This is a genomic window from Paraburkholderia sp. CI3 (assembly GCF_050436505.1).
Lineage (GTDB): Bacteria > Pseudomonadota > Gammaproteobacteria > Burkholderiales > Burkholderiaceae > Paraburkholderia > Paraburkholderia tuberum.
Map to the genome: position 1 here is coordinate 3,913,957 of NZ_JBNDMI010000004.1, position 22,484 is coordinate 3,936,440.

Sequence of the window (22,484 nt, forward strand, 5' to 3'; positions counted from 1 at the left end):
TTTTTTGGACGAGGGGGCTTGGAAAACTGATTCGAGCTGTTCTATAATCTTTTTCTCCCAAGCAACGGCCCGCTTGGATCCGACGACGCAGTAGCGAGTTGGAATACCCGGAAAGGTGGCAGAGTGGTCGAATGTACCTGACTCGAAATCAGGCGTACGGTTTCCCCGTACCGTGGGTTCGAATCCCACCCTTTCCGCCAAATTCTGAAACCCCTTGATTTCACCGAGATCAAGGGGTTTTTGCTTTGAGTTCTCGAATGGCTTTGCCAAGGCAATTACCTCCAGCACCGCGGACAATACGTCGCCGGTCGCGAAGGCGAGTGTCCCGAACATGTCGCCCGATGGCACCTCACTGCCTTCCGCGCCGTACATCATCGACCAGTTCGGCGCGACGTGGACGCTCTCCAACGGCGTCATCTACCGCAACGGCGCGACGGTCGGCGATACGTACAACGTGTCGCTCGTGTTGTTCTACGGCGGCAAGATCTGGCATTGCGGCACGGGGGGCGAGTTCTACGTCACTGCGGACGTCCCCAACCTATGGCTGCATTGCAACGATCCGCGCATCGCGATCACACCGCAGGCCGGCATGTTCTATGGCATGAACGGCCACTTCGACTACACGTACACGCCCCAGCAGATCGTCTCGATCCTGAAGGCCATGGGCTGCACGAGCTATCGCGTCGGCGTCACCAACAATGCGACCCAGCTGAACGCGGCGATCGGGCTCGCACAGGCTTTCCAGGCGGCGGGCATGACGTTGGTCGCGCTGATCGACCAGGGCGTCTACGACTCCAACGGCAACCTGCTGGCTGGCGAGAATGCCGCTTACAGCCAGGGTTACGCGGTAGCGCAGTCGGTCGCGAACGCACTGAAACCTTATGGCGTGACCATTTACGAATGCGGCAACGAGTTGACGCGCACGAACGCCACCGTGCTCGACTTCAACGCTGCGGGCACGAAGGCAGCGGACTTCAACAACGCGAACTGGCCGGTGATGCGCGGCGTGATGCGCGGGATGATCGACGGCGTGAAAGCGGTTCAGTCGAACGCGAAGTGCGGCATCAATTTCTGCGTGAACGATGTCGGCGCGGCGGACGCGCTGTGGGACGGTAATCAGCCGGATGGCAGCGGCGGTCACCCGACCGTGCGCTGGGACATCACCACGTGGCACAACTACGAGGTGTATGGCGATGTGTTCTCCCTCGGTGCGGACGGCGCCCAACCTGGCTTCGATCTGCCGATCTATTGCAAGGCCCGGTATGGCGTGCCGTTCATCATCACCGAGTGGAACACGGGACCGGAGCAAAACGAGTCCTATCGTGGGAACTACATCACGACGAAGCTCGGCGAGTTCTATCAGAACCGCAAGACGCACAATATCCAGGCCGTCATGTATTACGTGCTCGACAGCGGCGACCAGAGCTTCGGCATCGTGATGAACGGCTCGCCGTTGAATCCGTCGTACAGTGCGTTCCAAAGCTTCACGGCGGCCCATCCCGACAACTAAGCCGCGGATATCGACGTAAGCAGGCCCGCACGTCTGTGGTCGATGCTGCCCGGTGTCAAGGGCAGCACGTCGCCGGGCCTGACAGCGGCGCCCAACCCTTGCCTTCAGCGTATCGAGGCGAGGGGACGGGCGTCTCATCCCACCCGAAACCCTTCCATCATCTCCCTCAACGCCCGCGCCTGTTCCGCGAGCGACGCGGCGGCCGCCGCGCTTTCCGCGACGAGCGCCGAATTCTGCTGCGTGACCTCGTCCATCTGCGTGATCGCGATGCCCACCTGCTGAATCCCATCGCTCTGCTCACGCGACGCCTGCGCAATGTCACCGACGATGCTGGTCACGCGCGCGATCGCCGCTTCGATCTGCTGCATCGTGCCGCCCGCGTCTTCGACGAGTCCCGCGCCGCGTTCGACGCTTGACGTCGAATCGGCGATCAGCGCGCCAATCTCGCGCGCGGCCGCGGCCGCGGCCGCGCGTTGCGCGAGGCTGCGCACCTCGCCGGCGACGACCGCGAAGCCGCGACCTCGTCGCCGGCACGCGCGGCTTCGACCGCTGCGTTGAGCGCGAGGATGTTGGTCTGAAATGCGATGCTCTCGATCGTGCTGATGATGCCCGTCATCTGCGCCGAGTCCGTGTGGATCGCGCGCATCGTTCCGATCTTGCTGCCGACCGCGTCGCGGCCATGCGCGGCGAGGCTCGACGCGCCGCGCGCGAGTTCGCTCGCCTGTTCGGCATTGCTCGCATTGAGCTGCACGGTCGCGGTCAGCTGCTCCATCGCGGAGGCCGTCTCGCCGAGCGAGGCAGCCTGCTTCACGGTGCGTTGCGACAGATCCTGGTTGCCCGCGGCGATCGGATTCCGCGAGCAAACCGTTCGCGCGATCGAGCTGTATCGCGAGTTGCGGCGAGTGCGGATTGGCCATCGCCCAATCGAGCCCGAAGCGCGCCCGCGACATCGCGGTGCCCGACTTGCCGAGCGCGACGACCGACGCATAGTGCACCGATGCGTCGGAGAAGGCATTCATTCGCGCGTTCCGGCGCTGGTCGGGAATGGCGCCGAAGCAGTACGCCCGCAGTCAGCGTGATCCGTACGATATGGCGAAGGGCGGAACGCAGCGGGCGGCATGACGGGACGCCCGAATTTTAGTTCGGGAAACTGAACGATCACGATGTCCGGCTCGATGATCGTTCGAGTCCCTTTGCCGCCAGTCCATCTGAACGAGCAGGCCCGCAAGCTGGCCGAGCAAAAGCCCGTCATTATGATTCGGGCGCGCGCCACGGCATAGCTCCGCTAGCGCCACCGCCTCCTGCCGCGCACCGCTTCAGCCGATTTGCGCGGGGTCCATCCGCGATCCTCTGTACAATTGCCCGAAATCGCCCAATCGAGCGGCGGTTGCGGGCCGCCGGGCTTTCGGGCGCGGCGGGTCGTCTCACGCTTGACCCGCGACTCACATCGACTGAATTCATGGCCATTACCTACAAGACTCCCGACGATATCGCGAAGCTGCGCATTGCGGGCCGCCTCGCGGCCGATGTGCTGGCAATGATCGGCGAGCACGTCAAGGCAGGCGTCTCCACCGACGACCTCGACGCGCTGTGCAACGACTACATCGTCCACACGCAGAAAGCGATTCCGGCCAATGTCGGCTATCTGGGCTTTCCGAAGACCGTCTGCACGTCGGTCAATCATGTCGTGTGTCACGGCATCCCGAATCGCAACGAGATCCTGAAGGACGGCGACATCATCAACATCGACGTCGCGATCATCAAGGACGGCTATTTCGGCGACACGAGCCGCATGTACTGCGTCGGCCAGTCGAGCACGGTCGCGCGTGCGCTGATCGACACGACCTACGAGGCGATGGTGGCCGGCATCCGCGAGGTGAAGCCGGGCGCGACGCTCGGCGACGTCGGCCACGCGATCCAGAAGGTCGCGCAGCGCGAGGGCTTCTCGATCGTGCGCGACTACTGCGGGCACGGCATCGGCAAGGTCTATCACGAGGACCCGCAGGTGCTGCACTATGGGCAGCCGGGGCAGGGGGTGCGCCTGAAGCCGGGCATGGTCTTCACGATCGAGCCGATGATCAACGCGGGCCGCGCCGGCACGTCGGTACAGCGCGACGGCTGGACCGTGATCACGAAGGACCGCTCGCTATCGGCGCAATGGGAGCACATGGTCGCCGTGACCGACGACGGCTATGAACTGCTGACGCCGTGGCCGGACGGCACGGGCGACTACGACGCGCCGTGAGCGGGACCGCATATTCTGGTCAATAATAAATTTGACTCGCCGGCCGGTTCGGTTAAAGCTACGCGTTAGGGTTTCCAGGGGTTTCGTCTGCATGAGTCCGTCATTGACCGTTCGCCGCATCACTGCTGATCAGGGCGCCGTTTTTCGCGAACTCCGCACGGCCTCGCTGCGGGAGGCGCCGTACGCCTTCGGCGCGACGCTCGAGGACGCGTTGTCGGCCGACGCCGCCAGTTTCGACGCGACCGCGGCGAATCACGCGGTTTCGCAGTTCGTCGGTGCATTCCTGCTCTATACCGAGGGTCATCCGGCTGGGCTGATCGAGGCGCATTTCGACGACACCGCGGCGCGTCGCGCGTTCGTCTGCGAGTTGTGGGTGGCGCCGGCCGTGCGCCATCTGCGCGGCGGCGAGCTGCTCGTCGATACCGCGAGCAGCTGGCTCGCGAATGCGGGCGCCACGGAAATCTACGCGTGGGTGGCCGACGCGAACCGCAACGCGATGCGCTTTTACGAAGCGCTCGGCTTTGGCCCGACCGGCGAGCACCGGCGCGTCGAGCGCGCACCCGAGCAGGTCGAAAGTCTGCTGGTGCGGCACGTGCCGACTACTTCGCAGGTGTTACAGCAGTGATCGCCCAAGCGGCGCGTCGCGCGCGCCGCTCGTCTTCGCCGTCCCTTCATCACGGTCTTTTTCCCGCCAGCGTTTCTTTCGCACCGTCGCGCGTCGATCGCATCGACGACACGCGTTGCGCTCGCGCGCGCGAGCACCGATTCTCCCGGGAAAAATAGTGGCCGCGCGCTTGTACGCCTGTAAAATACGCAAAATTTTTCGCCGAACGCTATGTCGCCCAAGAAATCGCCCTTTTTCGAACTGCGCAGCGGCTCTGTCGACACGCTGATGTTCGTGGTCAAAACGACCGACCTCGATGCGATGCGTGCCGAGCTGACGCGACGCTTCGAGGCGACCCCCGAATTCTTCGCTAACGACGTCGTCGCGATCGACGTGCGGCGTCTCGCCGGCAACGAACGCGTGCCGCTCGCCGACATCGCGCAACTGCTCGACAGCGTGCGCATGCGTCCGGTCGGCGTGGTCGCGAATGCGGAGCAACAGTGGGCGACGGAGTCGGGATTGCCGTTGCTCGAAGCGCGCGATCGCCGCGGCGCGCCGGCGAAGCAGGCCGATGAGGACAGCACGGCGAGCGCGGCAAACGCGGCAGCAGGCACCGAGGCAAGCGCGGGCACGAGCGCGTCCGCCAGCTCTGCATCCGCAGCCGCCAGCGCGGCCACGGGCACGGCCGCTGCCGCCGCCGTCGAACCCACGCCCGCCGCCGAGCCGGTGCGTCTTGCCACGTCGCCGCAAACGATGGTGGTCGACAAGCCGTTGCGCTCGGGTCAGCGTATTTACGCAAAAGGCGATCTGGTCGTGCTCGGTCTGGTCAGCTATGGCGCCGAGGTGATCGCGGAAGGCAACATCCACATTTACGCGCCGCTGCGCGGCCGGGCGTTGGCCGGCGTGCAGGGCAATCACGACGCGCGCATCTTCTGCACGTGTCTCGAACCGGAACTGATCTCGATCGCGGGCATCTATCGAACGACCGAGAACCCGCTGCCGGCCGACGTGCTCGGCAAGCCGGTGCAGATCTGGCTCGAAGAAGAAAAACTGATGATCGAACCGCTGCGGCTCACGTAAAGCGCCGCGAAACGCGCGCTGCCCCGAGCGATTGCGGCACGCGGCGTTTCACGGCGAGGCGGGCCGCGCACCAATTGACGCATTTGACGAACACAAGGTAAGGGTAATGGCAAAAATCATTGTGGTGACTTCGGGCAAGGGTGGCGTGGGCAAGACGACCACGAGCGCGAGCTTTGCGTCGGCCCTCGCGTTGCGCGGCAGCAAGACCGCCGTGATCGACTTCGACGTCGGCCTGCGCAACCTCGACCTCATCATGGGCTGCGAGCGCCGCGTCGTGTACGACCTGATCAACGTGATCCAGGGCGAAGCGAATCTGAATCAGGCGCTGATCAAAGACAAGAAATGCGAGAACCTGTTCATCCTCCCGGCCTCGCAAACGCGCGATAAAGACGCGCTGACGATGGAAGGTGTCGAGAAGGTCATCAACGATCTGATCGCGATGGACTTCGAATACATCGTCTGCGATTCGCCGGCCGGTATCGAGTCGGGCGCGCTGCTTGCGATGCACTTCGCCGACGAAGCGCTGATCGTGACGAACCCGGAAGTGTCGTCGGTGCGCGACTCCGATCGCATTCTCGGCATCCTGTCGTCGAAGACCAAGCGCGCGATCGAAAGCAAGGAGCCGATCAAGGAGCACCTGCTGATCACCCGCTACAACCCGAAGCGCGTCAGCGAAGGCGAAATGCTGTCGCTGACCGACATCCAGGAAATTCTGCGCATCGATCTGATCGGCGTGATTCCGGAATCGGAAGCGGTGCTGCACGCGTCGAACCAGGGTCTGCCGGCCGTGCATCTGGACGGCACCGATGTGGCCGAAGCCTATAAGGACGTCGTGTCGCGTTTCCTCGGCGAGCAGAAATCGCTTCGCTTTGTCGATTACCAGAAGCCCGGGCTGCTGCAGCGCCTCTTCGGCACCAAGTAAGGGGAGCGCACGTAATGTCGATTCTTTCGTTTTTGCTGGGCGAGAAAAAGAAGTCCGCGTCGGTAGCGAAGGAACGCCTGCAGTTGATCATCGCGCACGAGCGCGCCGGCGGCCATGCGCCCGCCGATTATCTGCCTGCGTTGCAACGCGAACTGGTGGCCGTGATCTCGAAGTACGTGAAGATTTCCGACGACGACATACGCGTGAGTCTCGAGCGTCAGGACGATCTCGAAGTGCTCGAAGTCAAGATCGAAATACCCCAGGCCTGAGCTTCGGATGGACCGCGGTCCATCTCGCATCATGTGCAGGACGTCGCATGGCGTCGCGTCGCAGCGACGTGATGCGGTGCGGCGTTCGGCTCGTCCTCTGGCTTCTGTCTGAAGCCGTCTCTTCGCATCTCCACGGCGCTCGCCATTTCCCGGTCGAAACGGAACCGTTGCACTCCAGCGGTGCCGTTACCCGCGCAACGTCAGCCTCGCGTCGCCCTCGCGCATCTACTGACGCGGCGAGTCGGCGGTATCCGTCGTGATGTCGTCTGCGGCATCGTCGGCGCTCGGCTCGCCGTCCTCGCTTTCCGCTTCCGGCACCTCGACCTCGGGCACTTCCGGCACCGGCGCAGGCGTGGGCTGCGGCAGCGGCGCCACGTAGCGCTCGGCGAGCGACTCATAGAGCGGCGGCGCGAACAGGCGGGACACTCGGCTCGCGATCAACGCGGTGGCCATCAGCGAAATCACGAGAGCGTGGCCGTCGATCATCTCCATCACGATTACGAACGAAGTGATCGGCGACTGCGTGACCGCGGCCAGATAGCCGACCATCGCGAGCGCGATCAGCATCGGCAATTGCATCGAATCGAACACCATGTGCAGCAGATTGCCGAAGCCCGCGCCGATCGACAGCGACGGCGCGAAGATGCCGCCCGGAATGCCCGGCAGGTATGAGCCGACCATCGCGATCATCTTCAGGAACGGATAGAACACCGACAGCTGCTCGTGTCCCTCGAGCAGGCCGCGCGCTTCCGTATAGCCGCTGCCGAACGTCGTGCCGCCCGAGATCACGCCGACCACCGCGATCGCGAAGCCGCACAGCGCGGCGAACGCAACCGGCCGCTCGCCGTGCAACTGACGCAGCGGCTCCGGAATCCAGCGCGCGGTATTGAGCAGCAGCCAGCCGAAGATACCGCCTGCGATTCCCGTGACGATCGCGGTGAGCACCACCGCGACGGCGAGCAGATCAGGGAAATGCGCGCCGATCTGGATCGTGCCGAAATACGTGTAGTTGCCGTTCAGGCCCAGTGCGACGACACCCGCAATGATGATCGCCGTGATCAGCACGCCACTCGTGCGCGCCTCGAAGCTGCGCGTCAATTCCTCGATTGCGAATACGACGCCCGCGAGCGGTGTATTGAACGCCGCCGACAAACCCGCTGCCGCGCCCGCCAACGCGAGCTGCCGTTCGATCTGCGCATTCGAGCGCGGATAGAACCGGCGCAGATTGAACATCAGCGCGGCGCCGACCTGCACGGTCGGTCCTTCACGGCCGATCGTAAAGCCGCCGAGAATCGCGAGAAACGACACGCCGATTTTGCCGAGCAGAATTCGCAGCGACAGCAGCCGCGTGCCGTATCCGCGCTGTTTCGTGTGCAGCGTTGCGATGACCTGCGGGATGCCGCTGCCCTCGGAGCCGCGAAAGAACTTGCGCGTGAGCCAGACCGCGAGTGCGGCAACCGCGGGCGTGATCACGAGCGGCGCCCACACATGCCGCTGCCGGACATCGAGAAACGCGTCATACCCCCAGTCGATCAGGCGCGCGTACAGCACCGCGACCAGGCCGACGGCGATTGCACCGAGCCAGAAGATGCCGTATTGCCGCCACAGGCGTTTTGCGCGACGCATGACAGCGGGCGAACGGGAAGGGAAGGGCCGGGACATGAATGAGATTCGTGCAAAGGGCCAAGTATAAAGCGTGCGGGACCGACCAGAATACGTGAAAGATGTTTGAAATAATGAAGTGAAGTGAATCATCAGGCGGATATTTTTTGCTGTAACGTGCCGTATTGAGAATCGGACCGCGCGCGCAATGGCCATTTGGCGGGATCGGTAAAAACGTCAGCTAGAATAGTTTCAACTTGGAACAACGAACAGACCCTCAATGAAGCGAATACTTATTGTCAAGGTCACTTCACTAGGCGATATCGTGCAGGCGTTGCCAGTCGTCGCCGACATCAAACGCGCATTTCCTGGCGTTCAGGTGGATTGGGCGGCGGACGAAGCATTCGCGCAAGTCGTGCATTGGAGCCAGGGCGTCGATCGCGTGCTGTGCGCGCCGCTGCGCCGCTTCAAGAAGGCGCGTCGCTGGAGTGATCTGAAGGCGATCTGGGCATCCATCGCCGAGCTGCGCGCGTATCGCTACGACTACATCATCGACATTCATGGCGTCTACAAGAGCGCGATCATCGCCTTCCTCGCGCGCTCGTCGCGGCGCATCGGCTATCAATCCCTGGATCTGGGCGAGCGTGGCGCGGCGTTCGCCTACACCGGGCGTTTCGGCCCACGTCCGCAAGGAAACGCGTGGCACGGCATGCGCATCAGCGCCAGCGAGGCGCTCGGCTACGAAGTGGAAGGGCCGCCCATCTACGACCTGCAGCTACCCGAAACCGTCCCGCAGCCGTTCGCGACGCCAGACGCGCCTGTCGCGGCGCTCTTTCACGCCACCTCGAAAGCCGACAAGAAATGGCCGCTCACGCACTGGGCGGCGCTTGGACGCGAGTTGAGCGAGCGCGGTTTCCGTGTGGTGCTGCCGTGGGGTTCGGACGGTGAGCTTGCCGAAGCCCGGCAGATCGCCGCGCAGGTGCCAGGCGCGACCGTGCTGCCGCCATTGAGTGTGACCGAAGTTGCGCAGATGATCGACGCGTGCGCGCTCGTGGTCGGTACCGATACGGGTTTCGTGCACCTCGCGCATGCGCTGCAGAAGCGCACCGTGATGATCTTCGTCGCGACGTCGCCATCGCATTGCGGCGTCGAGGCGCCGTATCGCTCGACCTCGATCGGCGACGGCGACTCGGTGCCCCCCATCAGCGCGGCGCTCGAAGCGATCGACTACGTGTACGCGGCAGAGCCGGTGCTCGCGATGCAGCAAGCATCAGCCGCCGCCTGAGTTCGTTCGCGCGCTCGCGCAATCGTTTGCGCAAAAGAAAAGAGGCGCGATGCGTAGTCCACCCTTGCTGGCGGGGACTGCATCGTCGCGCCTCAAAGAACGCCCGTGTCGGGGAACAGCGGGCGGAGAGGAATCGATTACACGTCTGTTAAAACTGTCGCTTTTCGTTGGACGCCGAAGCGTCCGATGCGCGGACGCAGGGCGGCAAACTGATACGCCGCGGTGCGTCGAGGCTCGCACGGCGCGCGTCGAACCGCTCGATTGCGGCGACGCCGGCGCGGCCAGCAAGGCTGCTATCGCGACAGTGCGCTCAACGGAGTATAGGCGGTGTTTTCCGCCATGGTGGCGCGATCTGGCGGCAGCGGGGCGGTCGATCGAACGCGCCGATCCAGCGCGCCGGTCCTGTAACAGCTCGGTGATGTTCCCTTACAAATGGCAACGTTCGCTGCGGCGCGCATCGTGTCCAATCGGGTCATTCGGGGTTTGCGCTCGAATCAATCTGACTCGATGGAGAACAACATGAAACGCTTGATCCTGACTCTCGTGGCCGGCACGCTGCTCGCATCGGCACTCGGCGGCTGCGTGATCGCGCCGGCGCCGGGCTATTACTACGGCGGCGGTGGCTACTACCATCACGGCTACTACTACCGCTAAGCCGCGCGCCGTGCTCAGGCCCGGAGCACCAGCCTCAGGCGACCAGCATTTCGAACGCGACCACCGCGGCAATGGCCGCGGCGTTCGCGGCCATCGCCTCGACGACAATGGATTTCCATGTCGTCGGACGGAAGCGCAGCGCGAGCAGCAGCGAGCCGAGCAAGGCCAGCGCGATGATCGTCACGATATCGGCATTGTGAAGATGGACGTTCATGCGGATCTCCCCGTTTTTTATAGGGTTATGTCAGGGGAGTATAGGCAAGTCAAAAGGACGCGCAAGGCGGGGGTTTTACCCGTGCCGGGCCGCGGAAACAGCGAGGAAATAATGCTCTCTGCATGCTGCCGCAGACGCGTAAAAACTGCGCGGGTGCAGCATCGATCGAACCTCGGCAAACGCGCATCGACGAAAGCGTTGTTCCGTCGATGCGCCTTGCATCATTTCATCAAACTCTCATCACGCGTCTCGCGCATGCACAGCACGCCGACAAGGCTCACGGCCGCGGCGACCGACACGTACGCGCCGACCCACGCCAAGCCGCCGTGCGCGGCGAGCACCTGCGCGATATACGGTGCCACCGACGCGCCGAGAATCCCGCCGAGGTTGTACGCGACGCCGGCGCCCGTATAGCGCACGTTGGTCGGAAACAGTTCCGGCAGCAGCGCGCCCATCGGCGCGAAGGTCACGCCCATCAGGAACAGCTGGATCACGAGAAACAGCAGCACGAGCAACGGCTCGCCGCTGCCGAGCAGCGGCGCCATCGTGAAGCCCGACAGGATCGCCGCGATGATGCCGACGATCAGCACCGGCTTGCGCCCGAAGCGATCGCTCGCACGGGCCGACAGCGGCGTCGCGATTGCCATGAACACGACCGCGATGCATAGCAGGCCGAGGAACGTCTGCCGCGGAATATGCAGCGACCCCACGCCGTACGACAGCGAGAACGTCGTCGCGTTGTAGAACAGCGTGTAGCAGACCACCATCGCGAGCGCGCCGAGCACGGTCGGCCGCCAGTGCTGCGAGAACAGCGTCGCGATCGGCACGCGCACGCGCTCCTTGCGCTCGATCGCTACCTGGAACGCGGGCGTTTCGGCAATCTTCAGCCGCACGTACAGCCCGAGCGCGACGAGCACCGAGCTGACGATGAACGGCACGCGCCAGCCCCAGCTGCGGAACTGCTCGTCGGAGAGCGACATTGCGAGCGCGAAGAACAGGCCGTTGGCCGCGAGAAAGCCGATCGAGGGCCCGAGCTGCGGGAACATGCCGAACCAGCCGCGTTTGCCGGCCGGCGCGTTTTCGGTGGCGAGCAGCGCGGCGCCGCCCCATTCGCCGCCGAGGCCGATACCCTGGCCGAAACGCAGCACGCACAGCAGGATCGGCGCGAGGCTGCCGATCGCGTCGTAGCCCGGCACGAAGCCGATCAGCGTGGTCGACAGGCCCATCACGAGCAGCGACGCGACCAGAGTCGATTTGCGGCCGATGCGGTCGCCGAAGTGGCCGAACAGGAACGAGCCGATCGGTCGCGCGACGAACGCGATGCCAAACGTGACGAACGCCGACAGCGCCTGCGCGGTTGCCGAGCCATGCGGGAAGAATACCGGTCCGATCACGAGCGCCGCGGCGGTCGCGTAGACATAGAAATCGTAGAACTCGATCGCGGTGCCGATGAAGCTCGCGAAGATGATCCGCGCCCTACTGTTTTGCCCGCTTGCGGGCTGAGCGGCGGAAATCGGCGAAGTGGACATGCAGGGTCTCCAATTGTATGAGGCCGCGGCGCGCTGAGCCGTGCGTCGCAGACGGGCGGCGCGCAAGGGCGGCATCCTCGTTGAGGTATAGGTTTGGGCGCCGCACGCGGGGTGGCGGCGCGGCACTGCAGTCGGCTCATGCGCCGCGCCGGCGGGTGTGCGGACGGCGTGAGCCATGCCGGAAGGCTCCGGCGCGGGGAATCGGAAAATTATAGCGAGCGCGCTCGTCGCGCAGCAATGGCGGCGTAAGTTTGCGCGGCAACGAGGGCGGCTTTATGAGTTATGCGCGATGACTCGAGTAGCTCGCGCGTGGCCGACCCATGCGCGGATGCGCTGGGCGGTGCGTGTCAGCGCACGCGCCAACCGCGCTCAGTCGTACGTTTCCGCTTGCGGCGAGGCGAGTTCGCGCAACTGGAATTTGCCGTTGTCGTTGAACAGCCAGTCTTCGAACAGCTCGAGCTGGCCGCGGCCGTTCAGTAGCTTGCCGGGCGGTAGCGGCAGCGGCGCCGAGCGGCGCAGCGTCGCGAGCGCGGTGCTTTCGGCTTCGTCGTCGCCGTTCGTGCGATACACGGACGACTCGACGATGTGTCCATAACGATCGACCGTGAACGACACCACCACCAGCGAGCGCAGCATCGGCTGAGGCCTGCCCTGGAGCACATACGACGGATTGCGCTCGACGATCCGTCGTGCGACCGCGTCGCGATATTGATCGAGCGTCGCGCTGTTGATCGCGGCCACCGGTGTGCTGACGGTTTCGTGCGGCGTCAGCGGTGTGATCGTGCAACCGGCCACGGCGACAACACCGAGCGCGGCGAGCGATAGCCGATGCATGCGAGCGGCCGTGAAGGAGCGCAGAGTCACACGGCGAGAAACAGGAGGGGGAGAAGTGCGAGAGAGCATCGTCGACGAACCGCGAGGAGAACCTGATTGAATGGTAGTCAAAAACCGCCGGGATTCAATTGGCGTTCGCCCGCCGGATGTCATTGTGCGTGTCCCGCTGAGGCGCTTTGCTTTCCGCTGTAATGGCCGGAAATGTTGCGCGCATTGGTCGGCGAGCGAAACCCGCCTACACTCTGATGGCCTCTTGCTGAGGTATCGGTGGAAGTCTTTTCAGCCCGCTTCTGGCGGGCTTTCTTTTGCCTTCGATTCGCCATTCACACGCGGCAATAAAAAAGGCGAACCCGCCAAGCGGGTTCGCCTTTTCGATCCCGGTTCAACCAGCTACGCCGCAAGCTCAGGCTCACGGCGCTGCCCAGGCGTCGATTACTTCAACGTCGCACGCGCCGCTTTCACCGCGGCCAGCACCTGCTCGGGCGCGGTGCCGCCCGGATGATTGCGGCTCGCCACCGAGCCCTCGAGCGTCAGATACGAGAACACGTCGTCGCCGATCAGATGCGCGACGTTCGGCAGTTCGCCGCGCATTTCGTCGAGCGTCAGGTCCGCGAGATCGCAGCCGCGATCGGCGCACACGCGCACCGCGAGCGCAACTGCTTCGTGCGCGTCGCGGAACGGCAGGCCGCGCTTGACGAGATAGTCGGCGAGGTCCGTCGCGGTCGAGAAGCCTTGCAGCGCGGCGTCGCGCATCGCCTGCGGTTTGACCGTGATGCCGGCGACCATTTCAGCGAAGATGCGCAGCGTGTCGGCGACCGTATCGACGGTGTCGAACAGCGGCTCCTTGTCTTCCTGGTTGTCCTTGTTATACGCGAGCGGCTGGCCCTTCATCAGCGTGAGCAGCGCCATCAGATGGCCGTTCACGCGGCCGGTCTTGCCGCGCGCGAGTTCGGGCACGTCCGGGTTCTTCTTCTGCGGCATGATCGACGAGCCGGTGCAGAAACGGTCGGCCAGATCGATGAAGCCGACGCGCGGGCTCATCCACAGCACCAGCTCTTCGGAGAAGCGCGACACGTGCGTCATCACGAGCGCGGAGGCGGCCGTGAATTCGATCGCGAAGTCGCGGTCGGAGACTGCGTCGAGCGAGTTCGCGCAGATGCCGTCGAAGCCGAGCGTCTTCGCCACGGCGTGACGGTCGATCGGATAGCTGGTGCCGGCGAGCGCGGCCGCGCCGAGCGGCAGACGGTTCACGCGCTTGCGGCAGTCGATCATGCGCTCGGCGTCGCGCGAGAACATTTCGACGTACGCGAGAAGATGGTGGCCGAACGTGACGGGCTGCGCGACCTGCAGGTGCGTGAAGCCCGGCATGATGGTCGCGGCGTTCTTCTCCGCGATCTCGAGCAGCGCCACGCGCAGTTCGGCGAGCAGCTCGCCGATGCGGTCGATCTCGCCGCGCAGCCACAGGCGGATGTCGGTCGCGACCTGGTCGTTGCGTGAGCGGCCGGTGTGCAGGCGCTTGCCGGCGTCGCCGATCAGCGCGGTCAGGCGCGCTTCGATGTTCAGGTGCACGTCTTCGAGATCGAGCTGCCATTCGAACTCGCCGCGCTCGATTTCACCTTTGATCTGCGCCATGCCGCGCTGGATCGCGGCGAGGTCGTCGGCGGAAATGATCTTCTGCGCGGCGAGCATCGACGCGTGCGCGAGCGACCCTTCGATGTCGACGAACGCCAGACGCTTGTCGAAGAAAACCGACGACGTGTAGCGTTTGACGAGTTCCGACATCGGCTCCGAGAAGCGGGCCGACCAGGCTTCGCCTTTTTTGTGCAATTGGGACGTCATGGTGTTGGGCGGTAAAAACGAGCGGTGAAGAGGCTGGCAACGCGAGCGCGCGAATCGTGCAGAAGCGCCGCCGCAGCGAAGAAAGACGAAGATTTTAACACCGGGTGAGGGCGGCCAAAGCGCTGCCGCCCATCGCGGGCCTATTCGCGCACCAGCACCACGAGCTTCAGATCCTCGCGATGCGCGGGCTTGAACGTGATCTGGTCACACACGATGCGCCCGTCGCGCGGATGGTTGAACTCGCGCCTGCCACCTTCGCGCCCGCCGACGTCCTGGGAGGCCCAGTAGCGTGCGAACTCGTCGCTCGCCGCCGACAGCGAATCGATCAGCCCACGTGTGGGCGCATCGTTCAGATGGCGGATCGAGTCGGCGCGGAATTCGGCGGCGAGCCGCCGCGCGCGCGTTTCCCAATCGACGATCAACGCGCGCGCGGCCGGCTCGGTGAACGTGTAGCGCAGCAGGTTGCGGTCGTGCGCGCCGTCGAGCCAGCCGACGAACAGATCGGCCGCGCGCTCGTTCCACGCAAGCGCATTCCACTGCCGGTCGAGCACGTAGGCGGGCGTGTCGATGAGCTGCACGGTTTGCAGCAGCGTGGCGGGCGCATCGGCGGCGGCCGGGTCGGGCTCGGCCGGATCGCGTTGCGCGGCCAGTTCGAACAGATACGCGCGCTCGGCGCGCGACAGCTGCAACGCGACCGCGATGCGCGCGAGCGCATCGGCGGAAGCGGACACTGGCCGGCCCTGCTCGATCCACGTGTACCAGGTCGGGCTCACGCCGCACAGCTGCGCGACTTCCTCGCGCCGCAGACCGGGCGTGCGGCGACGCGGTCCCGGCGGCAGCCCGACCGCCTGCGGCGACAACCGCTCGCGATGGGCGCGGATGAAGTCGCCGAGCGCGCGGGCCGGGGTGGCGTCGAGCGGCGGCGGGTGATCGGCGGAAGACGGCGTCGTCATGCTATCGGCTGCGCGTGGAGGGGGTAATAGAGATACCAGAATAATTGCCGAACTTGTACTGGTACATGGCGGGCTCTATTGTAGCGGCAGGGTTCGCGCAATGAGAAAAGCCGGGTGTGACCTGCGTCGGCCACACCCGGCTTTTGTCCGCCAATGCGGCAACCTCAACCGGTATTGCGCAACCCCGCCGCGATCCCGTTGATGCTCAAATGAATGCCGCGCCGCACGCGCGCATTCGTGTCGCCCGCGCGATAGCGTTTGAGCAGTTCGACCTGCAGGTGATTGAGCGGATCGAGGTACGGGAAGCGATTCTTGATCGAGCGCGCGAGCAGCGGATTTTCGGCGAGCCGCTCGCTCTTGCCGGTGATCTCCGACAACGCCTTCGACGTGCGTTCCCACTCGGCGACGATGCGCTCGAACACATGCTTGCGCAGCTTCTTGTCGGTCACGAGCGCGGCATAACGCGACGCGACCGCGAGGTCGGTCTTCGCGATAACCATGTCCATGTTCGACATCAGGTTCGAAAAGAACGGCCAGCTCTTGTGCATCTTCTGCAGCAGCGCGAGACGGCGCGCGCGTTCGGCGTCGGACGGCGCGCTGTCGAGGTGCTCGGCGACCGCGCTGCCGAAGCCGTACCAGCCGGTCAGCAGCAGCCGGCATTGACCCCACGAGAAGCCCCACGGAATCGCGCGCAGATCCTCGATCTTGCGTTGCTTCGGATCCTGCAGCTTGCGCGACGCGGGGCGGCTGCCGATGTTCAGCTCGGCGATCTCCGCGATCGGTGTGGACTCGAAGAAATACTCCTTGAAGCCCGGCGTTTCGTAGACGAGCGCGCGATACGCGGCCATCGCCGTATCGGACAGCTGCTGCATCGTTTCCTCGTACACCGGCAGCTCGGCCAACGTGTGGTCGTGCGGCAGCAGCGACGCTTCGAGCGTCGCGGCCACGACGGTTTCCAGATTGCGCCGGCCGATTTCCGGATTTGCGAACTTGCTCGCGATCACTTCGCCCTGCTCGGTCAAACGGATCTGACCGTCGACGGTGCCCGGCGGCTGCGACAGGATCGCCTGGTAGGTCGGGCCGCCGCCGCGCCCGACGGTGCCGCCGCGCCCATGGAACAGACGCAGCGTCACGCCGCGTTCGTTGAACAGCGACACGAGCGCAAGCTCCGCGCGATACAGCTCCCAGTTCGACGTCAGGAAGCCGCCGTCCTTGTTGCTGTCCGAGTAGCCGAGCATCACTTCCTGCTCGTTGCCCTGATGTTCGATCAGCGCGCTAATGCCCGGCAGCGCGATCAGATCGCGCATGATGTGCGGCGCGTTGCGCAGGTCGGGGATCGTCTCGAACAGCGGGATCACCATCAGGCCGGCGCGCGCGGGGTCGTGCTCGTCGCCGAGGCGTCCGCGCAACAGGCCGGTTTCCTTCTGCAGCAGCATCACCTCGACCAGGTCGGTAACGGTCTCCGTGTGCGAAATGATGTAGTTGCGCACCGCGCGCGCGCCGAACTTCTCGCGCGTCATGCGCGCTTCCTCGAGCACCGCGAGTTCGCTTTTCACGAGCTCGGAGTAGTCGGCGGAGGGCACGCGCAGCGCGCGCGGCTGCGCGAGTTCGGCGAGCAGCACGTTCAGCTTGTCGGCTTCCGGCAACGCCGCGTAATCGTCCTCGACACCGGCGCGCTTGAGCAGCTCGGCGATCACCGCTTCGTGGATGTCGGAGCTTTGCCGCAGATCGATGCTCGCGAGATGGAAGCCGAACACTTCGGCCGCGCGCGCGAGCGGCGCGAGACGCGGCGCGGCGAGCGGCGCGCCGTGATGCTCGGCGAGCGAATCCATCAGCACGTGGAGGTCGCGCACGAAGTCGGCGGCGTCGTCGTAGGGAATCGCGCGGACCGGCGCGACGCCGCGGCCGGCGCTGCGCAGCGGCACGCTGCCTTCGCCGAGGCGCACGCGCGCGCTTGCCGCGAGCCGCGTGTAGATGCCGATCAGCGCGCGACGATACGGCTCGTCGGTGCGATGCGGCGAATGGTCGGGCGAGATGGCCGCGAGCTCATTCAGCGCATCGCTCGCGCCGACGAGCACATTCGACATCGATAGCTCCTCGCCGAGCTTGTGCACCTGCTCCAGGTAGTGCTCGAAGATCACCGCGGCCTGACGCGTGATCGCGTTTTCGAGCGTTTCGGCGGTGACGTTTGGATTGCCGTCGCGATCGCCGCCGATCCAGCTGCCCATCTGGAAGAACGGCGGCAGGCGCGCTTCGAGGCCATGTTCCTTCAGCGCCTCCTCGATGTCGGCGTACAGCGCCGGCAGTTCTTCGAGGAAGGTGCTGCGGTAGTACGACAGCGCGTTTTCGATTTCGTCGGCGACCGTCAGACGCGAGTCGCGCAGCATGCGCGTTTGCCACAGCGACGTGACGCGCGCGCGCAGCATCGCTTCGTTGTGCGCGCGCTCGCGGTTCGTCAGCGGCTGGTCGCGCTCGGCGAGCAGACGCGCGATGTCGTGCTGCGCGTCGAGAATGCTCTTGCGCTGCACTTCGGTCGGGTGCGCGGTCAGCACCGGCATGATCAGCGCGTCGTCGAAAAACCGCTGCAGCACCGGTGTCGCGGCGGCACCAGCCGCGGCGAGCCGCTCGAGCGCATGGGCGATCGTGCCCGGCTGCGAGGCCGAGCCCGCGAGCGCGTGAATTCGGTGACGGCGGTTGCGGTGACGGTCCTCGGCGATGTTCGCGAGATGCGAAAAGTAGCTGAACGCGCGCACGACGCTGACGGTCTGCTCGGGCGTCAGCGTGCGCAGCTTCTTGTCGAGCGTCTGCGCGGCGGCGCTGTCGTCCTCGCGACGGAAACGCACTGCCGTCTGCCGGATCGTCTCGACGATGTCGAACACCGCCTCGCCTTCCTGCTCGCGCAGCACGTCGCCGAGCAGACGCCCGAGATAGCGGATGTCCTGGAACAGCGGGTGGTCCTTGTCCTCGCGCGTGCGGCCGCCGCTCTTCGCGGTGGTCGCGGCGGCGGACTCAGCCGGCGGCACGTCCTTCGGTTTCGACGGTTTCGCGGCGCGCGGGGGTGTTGCGTCGCCATCGACCTTGGCCTTGGCCTTGGCCGGCTTGCGCGCGGTGGCCGACGTCGCGGCCTGTTCAGCCTTGCTGGCCTTGCCGGCTTCCGACGCCTTTTGCGCCTTGTCCTGCTTGACGGGCACCGAGGTCTGCGCGGCCTTCGGGGCTTTGGTGGCGCGAGCGGCGAGGGCGCGGCGCCTGGCGCGCTGGTCGGCGCGCGTGTCGCCATGTTGACCGACGCTCGACGATATGGCGTGCGCGGCAACGTCGGACAGGGCGTCAGGCGCCGCGGCGTCGGCCGGGCGAGCGGTGGGCGAGGCAGTGTTGCGGCGGGCGGGGCGCGCCGATCCGGAAGACGTCACGATGAGTTTCCTCGGGAAAGCCAGGGTCTGTTGATTGATGAACTGCGACTGCGGAACTGCCACCAGCAAGTGCAACGTGAACTGCGTGCAACAGGGACTACGCAACGGACTACAAGACGGACTGCTAGTGCAACTGCAACGGAGACTTGAAACGGCGACTGTACACGGCGATTGCTCGACCCACTAGAAGCGGGGCCCGCGCGTGCCGCACCGCGTACGTGGTACGACACGAGCGCTGCCGAATCGCGCGACGCCGACGAGGGAGAGAGGAGCCACGGGCTGCCAGCCCGCGCTGGGACCGAACACGCGTCAGGCATCGCCTCAGCATGTTCGCCGCATTGCATCATCCCGCATGCCGCCGCGCAGTGCGAACGACCGTACGTGACAACGCAGAATGGGGGCCTTCGCGCATGGCGCGAAGCCCGTCTCCTCCGTCGATGCCGCTTGCGCACGTCGCTTCGCCGTGCCTTGGAACCAAGGGGCGCGAACGAGGGCGCGTGCTAACATTGATTGTTATTCCATCCCGACATCCAGCAGCAAGCTAATGAACACCGAGACGTTTTCCACGCCACCCCACACGCTTGTGATTGCGTCGCGAGAGAGCCGCCTTGCCATGTGGCAAGCCGAGCATGTGCGATGTGCGCTGCACAAATTATATCCATCTTGTGACGTAAAAATCCTCGGAATGACGACACGCGGTGATCAGATTCTCGATCGCACGCTGTCGAAGGTGGGCGGCAAGGGGCTCTTCGTGAAGGAGCTCGAAGCCGCGCTCGCCGATGGCCGAGCCGACCTCGCGGTGCATTCGCTGAAAGACGTGCCGATGGAGTTGCCCGCCGGTTTCGCGCTGTCCACCATCATGGAGCGCGAGGACCCACGCGACGCGCTCGTGTCCAATCAGTACGACTCGCTCGCCGCGCTGCCGGCCGGTGCCGTGGTCGGCACCTCGAGTCTGCGGCGTGAGGCGATGCTGCGCATGCGCTATGCGCATCTCGACGTGCGGCCGTTGCGCGGCAATCTCGATACCCGACTCGCCAAGCTCGATCGCGGCGATTACGCGGCGATCATTCTGGCCGCGGCCGGGCTGAAGCGGCTGGGTCTCGCCGATCGCATCCGCGCGCTGCTCGATCCCGAGGACAGTCTGCCTGCGGCGGGCCAGGGCGCGCTCGGCATCGAGATTCGCGCCGATCGCGCGGACCTCGCCGCATGGCTCGCGCCGCTGCATCATCCGCACACGGCGGCGGCCGTCGAAGCGGAGCGCATGGTATCGCGCGCGCTCGGCGGCAGCTGCGAGGTGCCGCTCGCCGCCTACGCAACCTGGGGCGATGGCGCGCTGCATCTGCGCGGCATCGTCGCGACGCCGGACGGCCAGCGCGTGCTGAGCGCGCAGGCGTCAGCGCCGGCGCCCACCGTCGAGCGCGCGCTCGCGCTCGGCGAGGAAGTGGCGCACTCGCTCGTGCAGCAGGGCGCCCTCGACATCGTCCGCGCGCTCAGTACGGCGAGCGGTCCCGCGGCCGCGCCCGGCGCGGCGGCCAGCGAGTGATGGCCGCCGTCTCGCCCGAGAAGGCGCCCTTCACGGTCGTGATCACGCGGCCGGCCGGCCAGTCGAGCGAACTCGTCGAACGGCTCGAAGCAGCCGGACTCGCGTCGCTCGACTTCCCGCTGATCGACATCGCGCCCGTCATCGACGACGCGCCGTTGTGCGCCGCGCTCGCGTCGCTCGAACGCTACGCGCTCGTCGTGTTCGTGTCGCCGAACGCAGTCGATCACGCGTTCGCGCGCCAGCACGATATCTGGCCGCATGCGCTGCCGATCGGCGTGGTCGGCCCGGGCAGCGTGCAAGCGCTCGCGCGCCACGGCGTCAGCGCGCCCGAGCATCGCGTGATCAGCCCCGCGGCGGGCGCCGACGACGAATCGACGAGCTTCGACTCCGAGAGCCTGTTTGCCGCGCTCGAGGCGCAACTCGGTGCCGCGGGCCTCGAAGGCAAGCGCGTGCTGATCGTGCGCGGCGACGGCGGCCGCGAATGGCTGAGCGAGCGCCTGCGTGAAGCCGGCGCCGAAGTCGACGCGGTGGCCGCTTACCGGCGCATCGTGCCGGAGCCGTCGATCGGCGCATGGGCGCGCGTGCACGAACTGCTCGCGGGCACGCCGCACGCATGGCTTCTGACCAGCTCCGAAGGCGTACGCAATCTGCACGAACTCGCGCACGAGCATCTGACCGCCGGCGAGATCGAGCAGCTCAAACACGCGCCGCTCGTCACGCCGCATCCGCGCATCGCGCAGACCGCGCGGGCATTGGGTTTTGATAGGATTACGGTGTCCGGCGCGGGCGACGAGCGCATAGTCCGAGCCCTCGTTGCCGCAGCCGCCGTGCCTCCCGTCGTCCAACCGGTATCGTCCAACCCGGCTCAACCACGCATGACTGAAACGAACGCATCCACGAACGCCTCACCCCAGCCGCCCGCAAGCGCCGCCTTGCCGCCGAACCCACCCTTCACGCCGTACGAAGCGCAAAAGCGCCGCAGCGCGAGCGGACCGCTGCTGTGGTTGGTCATCGTGGTCATCGCGTGCGCGGCGGGCGTGGGCGGCTTCGCGATGAACCGCAAGCTGGTGCGCACCGAGCAGGAACTCGCGCAGCGTCAGCAGGCCAACGACACCCAGACCAACGAGCTGCGCATCAAGATCGACCAGGCGCTCGCCACCGTGCATCAATCGGACTCGCAGGTCGCGCAGCTCGAAGGCAAGCTCGCCGATGCGCAGGCCGCGCAGCAGGCACTGCAACAGCAATACGCGGATCTCGCGCGCAATCGCGACGACTGGACGCTCGCCGAAGTCGGGCAGATGCTGTCGGCGGCGAGCCAGCAGTTGCAGCTGACCGGCAATACGCAGCTCGCGCTGTTCGCGTTGCAAAGCGCCGATACGCGCCTCGCGGCGTCGGACAGTCCGCAGGCGGTCGCGGTGCGCAAGGCGATCGCGCTGGACATCGACAAGCTGAAGGCCGCGCCGTCCACCGATCTGACCGGCCTCGCGATCAAGCTCGACAACGCGATCGATCACGTGAACGGCCTGCCGCTGTCGGGTGAAGCACCGATTCCGCGTGCCACGCCGCATGCGGCCACGTGGGCCGACACCGCGAAGGTGGCCGCGGCCACCGGCAAGCCGCGCTGGGAAGTGTGGATCGACGAGGTCACGCACGGCATCGGCGAACAGCTGACGAGCCTCGTGCAGGTGCGCCGTATCGACAACGCCGACGCGATGCTGGTCACGCCGGATCAAGGCTACTTCGTGCGCGAGAACCTGAAGCTGCGTCTGCTGTCGGCGCGTCTCGCGCTGCTGTCGCGCAACCAGACCACGCTGAAGTCCGACCTGCAGGCGGCGCAGTCCGCGTTGACGCGCTACTTCGACGCGTCGTCGAAAGACACGCAGACGGTCCTCGATCTGGTCAAGCAGGTGGATGCCGGTTCGGCCGCGGTCGCGCTGCCGAACCTCGATACGAGCCTGCAGGCCGTCAATCAATACCGGAACCGGGGTTAA

General features: G+C 65.6%; 17 protein-coding genes, 1 tRNA gene and 1 pseudogene. 11 read left to right on the forward strand and 8 right to left on the reverse strand.

The genetic code is table 11. The features are described 5' to 3' along the window. The first annotated feature begins 109 nt into the window (after window positions 1-109). Both OKW29_RS39465 and OKW29_RS39470 read left to right on the forward strand, forming a co-directional pair. A tRNA-Ser gene (locus OKW29_RS39465) sits at window positions 110-200 on the forward strand. A gap of 74 nt (window positions 201-274) precedes the next feature. Next, window positions 275-1,510 (forward strand): hypothetical protein, encoded by a 1,236-nt coding sequence (locus OKW29_RS39470; protein WP_429295011.1) that lies wholly within the window; start codon window positions 275-277, stop codon window positions 1,508-1,510. A gap of 134 nt (window positions 1,511-1,644) precedes the next feature. On the opposite strand, the pseudogene OKW29_RS39475 reads toward OKW29_RS39470, so the two are convergent. Next, window positions 1,645-2,357, reverse strand: a pseudogene (locus OKW29_RS39475) (methyl-accepting chemotaxis protein); the annotation flags it as partial. Between the two features lie 612 nt (window positions 2,358-2,969). Here OKW29_RS39475 and map point away from each other — a divergent pair. From map to minE, 5 genes are all read left to right on the forward strand, one after another. Further along, window positions 2,970-3,755 carry a type I methionyl aminopeptidase gene (gene map / locus OKW29_RS39480; protein WP_184045630.1) on the forward strand — a complete coding sequence of 262 codons (786 nt, stop codon included), beginning with the start codon at window positions 2,970-2,972 and terminating at the stop codon, window positions 3,753-3,755. A gap of 91 nt (window positions 3,756-3,846) precedes the next feature. Continuing rightward, window positions 3,847-4,380, forward strand: coding sequence for a GNAT family N-acetyltransferase (locus tag OKW29_RS39485; RefSeq protein WP_429294689.1), 534 nt, complete (start codon window positions 3,847-3,849; stop codon window positions 4,378-4,380). A gap of 210 nt (window positions 4,381-4,590) precedes the next feature. Beyond that, window positions 4,591-5,439, forward strand: a complete 849-nt coding sequence (gene minC / locus OKW29_RS39490; protein WP_184065407.1) for a septum site-determining protein MinC — start codon at window positions 4,591-4,593, stop codon at window positions 5,437-5,439. 106 nt (window positions 5,440-5,545) lie between these two features. Further along, a complete protein-coding gene (gene minD, locus OKW29_RS39495) occupies window positions 5,546-6,361 on the forward strand; it encodes a septum site-determining protein MinD (RefSeq protein WP_184065409.1) in 816 nt (271 codons plus the stop codon). Between the two features lie 14 nt (window positions 6,362-6,375). After that, window positions 6,376-6,630, forward strand: coding sequence for a cell division topological specificity factor MinE (minE, locus tag OKW29_RS39500; RefSeq protein ID WP_008922443.1), 255 nt, complete (start codon window positions 6,376-6,378; stop codon window positions 6,628-6,630). A gap of 225 nt (window positions 6,631-6,855) precedes the next feature. Here the strand turns inward: minE and OKW29_RS39505 are convergent, their stop codons facing one another. Continuing rightward, window positions 6,856-8,292, reverse strand: coding sequence for a chloride channel protein (locus OKW29_RS39505; protein WP_429294690.1), 1,437 nt, complete (start codon window positions 8,290-8,292; stop codon window positions 6,856-6,858). A gap of 220 nt (window positions 8,293-8,512) precedes the next feature. Between OKW29_RS39505 and waaC the strand changes: the two genes are divergently transcribed. Beyond that, window positions 8,513-9,517 (forward strand): lipopolysaccharide heptosyltransferase I, encoded by a 1,005-nt coding sequence (gene waaC, locus OKW29_RS39510; RefSeq protein ID WP_429294691.1) that lies wholly within the window; start codon window positions 8,513-8,515, stop codon window positions 9,515-9,517. A 519-nt stretch (window positions 9,518-10,036) separates the two neighbouring features. Further along, window positions 10,037-10,171 carry a hypothetical protein gene (locus OKW29_RS39515; protein ID WP_260321106.1) on the forward strand — a complete coding sequence of 45 codons (135 nt, stop codon included), beginning with the start codon at window positions 10,037-10,039 and terminating at the stop codon, window positions 10,169-10,171. A gap of 34 nt (window positions 10,172-10,205) precedes the next feature. Here the strand turns inward: OKW29_RS39515 and OKW29_RS39520 are convergent, their stop codons facing one another. The 6 genes from OKW29_RS39520 to ppc form a co-directional block, all read right to left on the reverse strand. Next, window positions 10,206-10,385, reverse strand: coding sequence for a hypothetical protein (locus tag OKW29_RS39520; protein ID WP_429294692.1), 180 nt, complete (start codon window positions 10,383-10,385; stop codon window positions 10,206-10,208). Between the two features lie 221 nt (window positions 10,386-10,606). Beyond that, window positions 10,607-11,914, reverse strand: a complete 1,308-nt coding sequence (locus tag OKW29_RS39525) for an MFS transporter (RefSeq protein ID WP_187616021.1) — start codon at window positions 11,912-11,914, stop codon at window positions 10,607-10,609. Between the two features lie 369 nt (window positions 11,915-12,283). Continuing rightward, a complete protein-coding gene (locus OKW29_RS39530; protein ID WP_429294693.1) occupies window positions 12,284-12,817 on the reverse strand; it encodes a TonB C-terminal domain-containing protein in 534 nt (177 codons plus the stop codon). Window positions 12,818-13,180: 363 nt separating this feature from the next. Then, complete coding sequence (gene argH / locus OKW29_RS39535) at window positions 13,181-14,587, reverse strand: argininosuccinate lyase (RefSeq protein ID WP_429294694.1); 1,407 nt, start codon at window positions 14,585-14,587, stop codon at window positions 13,181-13,183. 140 nt (window positions 14,588-14,727) lie between these two features. After that, on the reverse strand, window positions 14,728-15,540 hold the full coding sequence (locus tag OKW29_RS39540) for a helix-turn-helix transcriptional regulator (protein WP_090803503.1): 813 nt from the start codon (window positions 15,538-15,540) through the stop codon (window positions 14,728-14,730). 164 nt (window positions 15,541-15,704) lie between these two features. After that, window positions 15,705-18,950 carry a phosphoenolpyruvate carboxylase gene (gene ppc / locus OKW29_RS39545; protein WP_429294695.1) on the reverse strand — a complete coding sequence of 1,082 codons (3,246 nt, stop codon included), beginning with the start codon at window positions 18,948-18,950 and terminating at the stop codon, window positions 15,705-15,707. Between the two features lie 544 nt (window positions 18,951-19,494). On the opposite strand from ppc, the gene hemC reads away from it, so the two are divergent. Next, entirely contained in the window at window positions 19,495-20,493 is a 999-nt protein-coding gene (gene hemC / locus OKW29_RS39550; protein ID WP_429294696.1) for a hydroxymethylbilane synthase, read from the forward strand. Continuing rightward, complete coding sequence (hemDX, locus tag OKW29_RS39555; protein WP_429294697.1) at window positions 20,493-22,484, forward strand: fused uroporphyrinogen-III synthase HemD/membrane protein HemX; 1,992 nt, start codon at window positions 20,493-20,495, stop codon at window positions 22,482-22,484. Before hemC ends, hemDX begins: the two co-directional genes overlap by 1 nt.

Excerpts from the sequence above, each read along its gene's own strand:
- map (WP_184045630.1), top strand. The coding sequence starts at position 2,970 with ATGGCCATTACCTACAAGACTCCCGACGATATCGCGAAGCTGCGCATT.
- OKW29_RS39485 (WP_429294689.1), top strand. The coding sequence starts at position 3,847 with ATGAGTCCGTCATTGACCGTTCGCCGCATCACTGCTGATCAGGGCGCC.
- minC (WP_184065407.1), top strand. The coding sequence starts at position 4,591 with ATGTCGCCCAAGAAATCGCCCTTTTTCGAACTGCGCAGCGGCTCTGTC.
- minD (WP_184065409.1), top strand. The coding sequence starts at position 5,546 with ATGGCAAAAATCATTGTGGTGACTTCGGGCAAGGGTGGCGTGGGCAAG.
- minE (WP_008922443.1), top strand. The coding sequence starts at position 6,376 with ATGTCGATTCTTTCGTTTTTGCTGGGCGAGAAAAAGAAGTCCGCGTCG.
- OKW29_RS39505 (WP_429294690.1), bottom strand. The coding sequence starts at position 8,292 with ATGTCCCGGCCCTTCCCTTCCCGTTCGCCCGCTGTCATGCGTCGCGCA.
- waaC (WP_429294691.1), top strand. The coding sequence starts at position 8,513 with ATGAAGCGAATACTTATTGTCAAGGTCACTTCACTAGGCGATATCGTG.
- OKW29_RS39515 (WP_260321106.1), top strand. The coding sequence starts at position 10,037 with ATGAAACGCTTGATCCTGACTCTCGTGGCCGGCACGCTGCTCGCATCG.
- OKW29_RS39520 (WP_429294692.1), bottom strand. The coding sequence starts at position 10,385 with ATGAACGTCCATCTTCACAATGCCGATATCGTGACGATCATCGCGCTG.
- OKW29_RS39525 (WP_187616021.1), bottom strand. The coding sequence starts at position 11,914 with ATGTCCACTTCGCCGATTTCCGCCGCTCAGCCCGCAAGCGGGCAAAAC.
- OKW29_RS39530 (WP_429294693.1), bottom strand. The coding sequence starts at position 12,817 with ATGCTCTCTCGCACTTCTCCCCCTCCTGTTTCTCGCCGTGTGACTCTG.
- argH (WP_429294694.1), bottom strand. The coding sequence starts at position 14,587 with ATGACGTCCCAATTGCACAAAAAAGGCGAAGCCTGGTCGGCCCGCTTC.
- OKW29_RS39540 (WP_090803503.1), bottom strand. The coding sequence starts at position 15,540 with ATGACGACGCCGTCTTCCGCCGATCACCCGCCGCCGCTCGACGCCACC.
- hemC (WP_429294696.1), top strand. The coding sequence starts at position 19,495 with ATGAACACCGAGACGTTTTCCACGCCACCCCACACGCTTGTGATTGCG.
- hemDX (WP_429294697.1), top strand. The coding sequence starts at position 20,493 with ATGGCCGCCGTCTCGCCCGAGAAGGCGCCCTTCACGGTCGTGATCACG.